This is a genomic window from Polaromonas sp. P1_G2, from assembly GCF_056405515.1.
This window is the reverse complement of sequence record NZ_JBFUBY010000257.1, coordinates 1-5,955: the sequence shown is the minus strand read 5'-3', so window position 1 is coordinate 5,955 and position 5,955 is coordinate 1. Positions and strand designations below refer to the sequence as shown.

The 5,955-nt window shown below is 63.7% G+C and carries 9 protein-coding genes; 1 reads left to right on the top strand and 8 read right to left on the bottom strand.

The features are described from left to right. Together AC1D0P_RS20535 and AC1D0P_RS20530 are read right to left on the bottom strand one after the other, a co-directional pair. Positions 1-456 (bottom strand): hypothetical protein (locus tag AC1D0P_RS20535; protein WP_477678446.1); only part of this gene is annotated, 456 nt, incomplete at its 3' end. A 22-nt stretch (positions 457-478) separates the two neighbouring features. Beyond that, positions 479-1,126, bottom strand: coding sequence for a hypothetical protein (locus tag AC1D0P_RS20530; protein ID WP_477678445.1), 648 nt, complete (start codon positions 1,124-1,126; stop codon positions 479-481). Between the two features lie 209 nt (positions 1,127-1,335). Between AC1D0P_RS20530 and AC1D0P_RS20525 the strand changes: the two genes are divergently transcribed. Then, a complete protein-coding gene (locus tag AC1D0P_RS20525) occupies positions 1,336-1,908 on the top strand; it encodes a VTT domain-containing protein (protein WP_477678444.1) in 573 nt (190 codons plus the stop codon). Positions 1,909-1,937: 29 nt separating this feature from the next. On the opposite strand, the gene AC1D0P_RS20520 is transcribed toward AC1D0P_RS20525, so the two are convergent. The 6 genes from AC1D0P_RS20520 to AC1D0P_RS20495 form a co-directional block, all read right to left on the bottom strand. Then, positions 1,938-2,267, bottom strand: coding sequence for a hypothetical protein (locus AC1D0P_RS20520; protein ID WP_477678443.1), 330 nt, complete (start codon positions 2,265-2,267; stop codon positions 1,938-1,940). Positions 2,268-2,516: 249 nt separating this feature from the next. Further along, complete coding sequence (locus AC1D0P_RS20515; protein ID WP_477678442.1) at positions 2,517-3,035, bottom strand: O-acetyl-ADP-ribose deacetylase; 519 nt, start codon at positions 3,033-3,035, stop codon at positions 2,517-2,519. Between the two features lie 50 nt (positions 3,036-3,085). Next, a complete protein-coding gene (locus AC1D0P_RS20510; RefSeq protein ID WP_436154205.1) occupies positions 3,086-3,817 on the bottom strand; it encodes an amino acid ABC transporter ATP-binding protein in 732 nt (243 codons plus the stop codon). Continuing rightward, a complete protein-coding gene (locus AC1D0P_RS20505) occupies positions 3,795-4,562 on the bottom strand; it encodes an amino acid ABC transporter permease (protein ID WP_477678441.1) in 768 nt (255 codons plus the stop codon). The genes AC1D0P_RS20510 and AC1D0P_RS20505 overlap by 23 nt, the downstream gene beginning before the upstream one ends. Positions 4,563-4,582: 20 nt before the next feature. Then, positions 4,583-5,350, bottom strand: coding sequence for a basic amino acid ABC transporter substrate-binding protein (locus AC1D0P_RS20500; RefSeq protein WP_436154207.1), 768 nt, complete (start codon positions 5,348-5,350; stop codon positions 4,583-4,585). 191 nt (positions 5,351-5,541) lie between these two features. Beyond that, positions 5,542-5,955 (bottom strand): dienelactone hydrolase family protein (locus AC1D0P_RS20495; protein WP_477678440.1); only part of this gene is annotated, 414 nt, incomplete at its 5' end.

The window sequence follows — 5,955 nt, the reverse complement described above, 5'->3', positions numbered from 1 at the left end:
GGTGATAGAGGCGTTGGTGAAGCCGGACGTGGTGGCCGCCAGGGCCGCGCCCGCGACACTGATCTGGCTCCAGGGAATGGTTTCGCCGGCAGTGCCGGTCGTCAGGGGGCCGGTGGTGGTGGAGTTCAGGCTGATGTTGCCGCCGTTGCCGTAAACGCGCACCGTCACGGCGCCCAAGGTCAGGTCGCCGCCGACACCGGCAATGACGCTGGCATCGCCCACATTGGCAGCGGGCACCGTAAAGGTGGTGGCGTCAACGGTGCCGTCAGTGGCCGTATTGCCGGTGCTGGTGCCGACGCGCAGGAACAGCACCTGCGGGATGATGATCGTCACGTCCACGCGCGCAGCGGCGGTTGAACCGACGATGGCCGGAGCGGTGTAGGTGGATTCAGCGTGAGCGGGCGCCGTCAGCACGCCGGCGAGGCTCAAAAGGCTGGCAAGAAGTATCTTTTTCATCATGATTTCCCTGTTCAAGAAGTTAGAGTTGGGTGGCGGTGTAGGTGACGCGGCCGTTTTTGGCGATGGTGCCGCCATAGGTGCCGGCGGCGGGAATGTTTGCATTGAGGTAGCTATAAGTCCACTTGCCTTCGACGCGGACCAGGCGGTTGGTGGCCGTCAGGGTAGAGGCTGTGCCGGCGCCACCGGAAGCGCCGGTGTTGAAGGCGGGGTGGGTGATAGAGGCATTGGTAAAGCCGGACGTGGTGGCCGCCAGGGCCGCGCCCGCCACGCTGATCTGGCTCCAGGCAATGGTTTCGCCGGCAGTGCCGGTCGTCAGGGGGCCGGTGGTGGTGGAGTTCAGGCTGATATTGCCGCCGTTGCCGTAAACGCGCACCGTCACGGCGCCCAAGGTCAGGTCGCCCCCGACACCGGCAATGACGCTGGCGTCGCCCACATTGGCGGCGGGCACTGTGAACGTGGTCGCGTCAACGGTGGCCGTCGTCGAGGTATTGCCGGCGCTGGTGCCGACGCGCAAAAACAGGACTTGCGGAATGACAATGGTGAAGTCCAGGCGTGCCGTCGCTGTCGAGCCGGTCGTGGCGGGGGTGGTGAAGGTGGATTCGGCCGTGGCTGGCGTGGTCAGCAAGCCGGCGAGGCTCATGGCACTGAGTGCAATGACTTTTTTCACAAAACTCCTCGGTTGAAATTGAAAACGGCAAACAATGAGTGAGCGCTGATGTGAGGTTAGTGAAATTTGTTGCGAAGTTGTAAGCAATAGTCCGCCCAAAGACAATCTTTGCCTTTTTTTTATGTCGAATTAGTTGGTGCGCAAGTGTTGAGGCTGGATGCCTAGAATCGGCAGCAAGCTCCGGCACCGCCAAAACCATTCGATCCCAGATGCACCGCTACAAACACAAGCGCCTCTTCGCCGTGCTGGCCTTCCTGGGCCTGCTGTTGGCGGTGTTCCAGCTTTCGGGCCTGCGCGACAACCTCAGCCTGGCGTTTCTGCACCAGAAGTTCCTGGACAACGAGGCCAGCGGGCTGCTGATTTTTATCGCGCTGTTCGCGCTGGGCAATCTGATCCAGATCCCCGGCTGGATATTCCTGGCTGCCGCGGTGCTGGCGCTGGGCGAGGTCTGGGGCGGCGTGGCGACCTACCTCGCGGCGGTGGTTTCATGTGCCTTTACCTTCTGGCTGATACGCCTGCTGGGCGGCGACGCCTTGCGGCAGATCAAGGGGCAGTGGACGCAGCGGGTGCTCGCGCAGTTGGATGCGCGGCCGGTGGCAAGCATCGTGGTGCTGCGCATGCTGCTGCAGACGGTGCCAGCGCTGAACTATGCGCTGGCGATGTCGGGCGTGAAGTTTCGCGACTACATGCTGGGCACGCTGCTGGGCCTGCCGCTGCCGATCGCGCTGTACTGCGTGTTTTTTGACTACCTGGCGCGGATGCTCAAGGTGCCAGGGTACTGAGAGCTCATGCGATGCCGCAAGGCACTGAACTAGCGCCAGAGGCAGGACAGTTGTGGGGTCCCTTGGGTCAGGGCGGCGCAATACCCGAACAGCACCAGGCAGGCGATAAACACAAAAAAAGCGGTGCGTGAACGGTCGCCCATCTTCACCAGTCCTTCATCGCTCAGCGATTTGTACTCTCCCCAGATAAGGAAGCGCTGGGCGGCTGCGTAATGCTTGTCGCCGTCTTCGGTCCACATCTTTTTTCGGGAGCCGAGTTCCGTCCATACGGCGGGGAGCGTTTTCTCGAGGCACTTCACGAAGCGGTGTTGCAACACGCCCGAGGGAATGGCCGCGAGCACTACCAGGCCAAATGCCATGGTGGAGACAAAGTCCGGATTGCTGCACATGGCTTGTGATGGGTCAGGGTCCGGGCTTGTGGGGCGCCCGCCGGCGAATGAAGCGAAGCATCACGGCCAGCGCAAGCGCCAGAAAGATCCCCGCAAGGATGAATTTCCCCACGGCCACGGCGATCGCCGCCGTAGTGATCAATCCGAAGCCAACGGCCATCTCGAGCAGGTGTAGCCCGCTTTCAAAAAGTTTGCCTCTCCAGGTCTTGGATCAGAACATCAAGTCTCCGCATCACCCAGCAGCCGCTCATAAACCGCAAGGTCTTGCGCCGAAAAGCAGCAGAACACCACTTCCTTCAAGGAGGAGGGCTGCTGCAAGGCCTGGCGCACGCTGGCCACCGCGACCTGGGCGGCCAATTCGACCGGGTAGCCATAGATGCCGGTGCTGATGCTGGGGAAGGCCAGCGAGGTGAGGCCTTTGGCGGCCGCGATTTCCATGCAGCGCCTGTAGCAGGACGCCAGCAATTCAGGCTCGCCGTTATTGCCGCCGCGCCAGACCGGGCCCACCGTGTGGATGATGAATCTGGCGGGAAGCTTGTAGCCTTTGGTGGCCTTGGCCTCGCCGGTTTTGCAGCCGCCCAGCAGCCGGCATTCATGGACCAGCTCGGGGCCGGCGGCGCGGTGGATCGCGCCGTCGACACCGCCGCCGCCCAGCAGCGATGAATTGGCGGCATTGACGACGGCGTCAAGCTGCAATTTGGTGATGTCGGCCTGGACGGCCCTGAGGGTGGCGGTCATGGCGAAGTCTCCAAGGGAAGAAGAGGCCCGCAGCGCATGCGGACCCCGGCTCACAAGACCTTGCTCAGGAAGCGCCGGGTGCGCTCTTCCTTGGGGTTGTCGAAGATTTCGGCAGGCGAGCCTTCTTCGATCACCAGGCCTTCGTCGATGAACATCACGCGGTCGGCCACCTGGCGGGCAAAGCCCATCTCATGCGTGACGACGACCATGGTCATGCCTTCCTCGGCCAGCGCCTGCATGACGGCCAGCACCTCGCCGACCATTTCGGGGTCCAGCGCGGAGGTGGGTTCGTCGAACAGCATGATGCGCGGCTGCATGGCCAGCGCGCGGGCAATCGCCACGCGCTGCTGCTGCCCGCCGGAAAGCTGGTTGGGATAGGCGTCTATCTTGTCGAGCAGGCCGACCTTGACCAGCAGTTCGCTGGCGCGGTTGCGCGCTTCGAGCGCCGTGAGCTTGCGCACCTTGGTGGGCGCCAGCGTGATGTTTTCCAGCACGGTCTTGTGCGGGAACAGGTTGAAGCGCTGGAACACCATGCCGATCTCGGAGCGCAGTGCGTCGACGTCGGTCTTGGGTTCGTGCACCGAGACGCCGTGCACCAGCACCTCGCCGCCGCTGGCGTCTTCCAGGCCGTTGAGGCAGCGCAGAAAGGTGCTTTTGCCGGAGCCGGAAGGGCCGATGACGCAGACGACCTCGGTGGCCTTGATGGCGCAGTCGATACCGCGCAGCACCGGGGTGTGACCAAACTGCTTGGTCAGGCGCTTAACGCGAATCACCTCGTCCATAACGAGCCTCCAGTTTCTTGACAAGGTAAGCCAGGCCCAGCGTCAGCACCCAGTACATGACGGAGATCGYGAGGTAGGGTTCCCAGTAGCGTGAATAGGCGCCGGCGACAGTGCGCGCGGCGTAGGCGAGTTCGGCGAGACCAATGGCCGAGATCAGCGACGAATCCTTGAGCAGCGAGATCGCGTTGTTGCCCAGCGGCGGCAGCATGCGGCGGAAAGCCTGCGGCAGCACGACGTGGTACATGGTGCGGGGGAAGGACATTCCCAGCGAACGGGACGCCTCGACCTGGCCCTTGTCGATGGACTGGATGCCGGCGCGGAAGATCTCGGAGATGTAGGCGCCGGCATTGAGCGTGAGGGCCACGATGCCGGACAGGAAGGCGCCGTAGTTCTGCTTGATGTTGCGCGCGGTTTCACCCGAGATGACCAGGCCGTCGGCCGGGTTGATGAACAGCGGCAGCACGGCGAAGTGGATCAGCAGGATCTGCACGAACAGCGGCGTGCCGCGGAAAAAGCTCACGTAGACGGTGGACGGCCAGCGCAGGGCGTATTTGCAGATCTCGCGCGCGGGCGAGTGGCGGGACTCCGCCACGCGCGCCATGCCGACGGCCAGGCCCAGCAGGGTGCCCTGCACGATGCAGATCAGCGTGACCGTGATGGTCATCTGCAGGCCGCGCCAGAACAGCACGCTGTACTCGGCGATGATGTCGGCCCTGAACCAGCCGAACCAGAGGACTTGCTCCATAAGGGGACAACCTCAGCGGTTTATTGCGCGGGCAACGCGGGTGCGTCGGCCTGGAACCACTTCTTGTAGATGGCGGCATAGCTGCCGTCGGCCTTGACGGCGGCGAGGCCCGCGTTGAGCTTGTCCAGCAGCGCCTTGTTGCCCTGCTTCACGACGATGCCGAAGTATTCCTTGGGGAAGCTGGCGTCGGACACGGTCTTGAGCTGCTTGTGTTCCTGGGTGCGGAAGGCGATCACGCCGTTGTCGCCGATGGCGGCGTCCAGGCCGTTGTTGGCCAGCTCGGAGATCACCACGGGGGTGCTTTCAAAGCGGCGGATGTCAGGGTTGGTCTTGCCGAACTCGCGCGAGGCCATGTCGTCGCCGGTGCTGCCGGTGACCACGCCGATCTTCTTGCCGGCCAGGTCTTTCAGGCCCTTGGCCGTGCTGTTGCTGTGCACGGCGATCAGCTGGCGCGCCTCGAAGTAGGGGGTGGTGAAGTCGTAGGACTGCTTGCGCTTGTCGTTGATGGTGACGCCGGAGATGACGAGGTCGACGTCGCCGTTGTTGAGGGCCGCGAAGATGCCGGTCCAGGGCGTGTTGACGATCTTGATCTGCAGGCCGGCCTTTTGGGCGATGGCCTTGATCATGTCCACGTCGTAGCCGACGATCTCTTTGGTCGGGCTTTCATAGGCAAAAGGGCGGTAGGTGGCGCTGGAGCCGACGACCAGCTCCTTGTTCTGGGCGTGGGCGGCGCCGAAGGCGAGGGTCAGCAGGCCGGCGGTGGCGGCGATCTTGTGCAGGAGGTTCATGGTGATTGTCCGGAAAGGAGAGGTGAAAAATGCTTGCCGGCCCCGCATGGGAGGCGAAAAAGCGAAAGTAGCCAATGGTAACGCCTGCAAAAGCCGTGCCCGGCGGCCGGCGGGCAGGGTTTTCGCTGAGAGGGATGGGCGGAGGGGGAAAGAGCTCAAGGAGGGGCCCCAAAAGGGGGCCCCGGGGGCGCTCAGGCCCTGAGTTGCCGGTTGAAAAACGCCACCGTGCGCTCCCAGGCCAGTTTGGCGGCGGTGGCGTCGTAGCGCGGCGTGGTGTCGTTGTTGAAGCCGTGCTGGGTGCCGGGGTACTGGTAGGCGGTGTAATTGGCGCCGGCCGCCTTCAGGGCCGCCTCGTAGGCGGGCCAGGAGGCGTTGATGCGCTCGTCGACCGCCGCGAAATGGATCAGCAGCGGGGTTTTGACCTTGGCGGCGTCTTCCACCGGGGGCTGGTTGCCGTAGAAGGGCACGGCCGCATTGAGTTCGGGCAGCCGGGTGGTCAGCGTATGTGTCATGCCGCCGCCGTAGCAGAAGCCGACCACGCCCAGCTTGCCGCTGCAGTCGTCCCTGGCTTTGAGCCAGGTAACGGCGGCCACGAAGTCCTCCGT

Excerpts from the sequence above, each read along its gene's own strand:
- AC1D0P_RS20525 (WP_477678444.1), top strand. The coding sequence starts at position 1,336 with ATGCACCGCTACAAACACAAGCGCCTCTTCGCCGTGCTGGCCTTCCTG.
- AC1D0P_RS20520 (WP_477678443.1), bottom strand. The coding sequence starts at position 2,267 with ATGGCATTTGGCCTGGTAGTGCTCGCGGCCATTCCCTCGGGCGTGTTG.
- AC1D0P_RS20515 (WP_477678442.1), bottom strand. The coding sequence starts at position 3,035 with ATGACCGCCACCCTCAGGGCCGTCCAGGCCGACATCACCAAATTGCAG.
- AC1D0P_RS20510 (WP_436154205.1), bottom strand. The coding sequence starts at position 3,817 with ATGGACGAGGTGATTCGCGTTAAGCGCCTGACCAAGCAGTTTGGTCAC.
- AC1D0P_RS20500 (WP_436154207.1), bottom strand. The coding sequence starts at position 5,350 with ATGAACCTCCTGCACAAGATCGCCGCCACCGCCGGCCTGCTGACCCTC.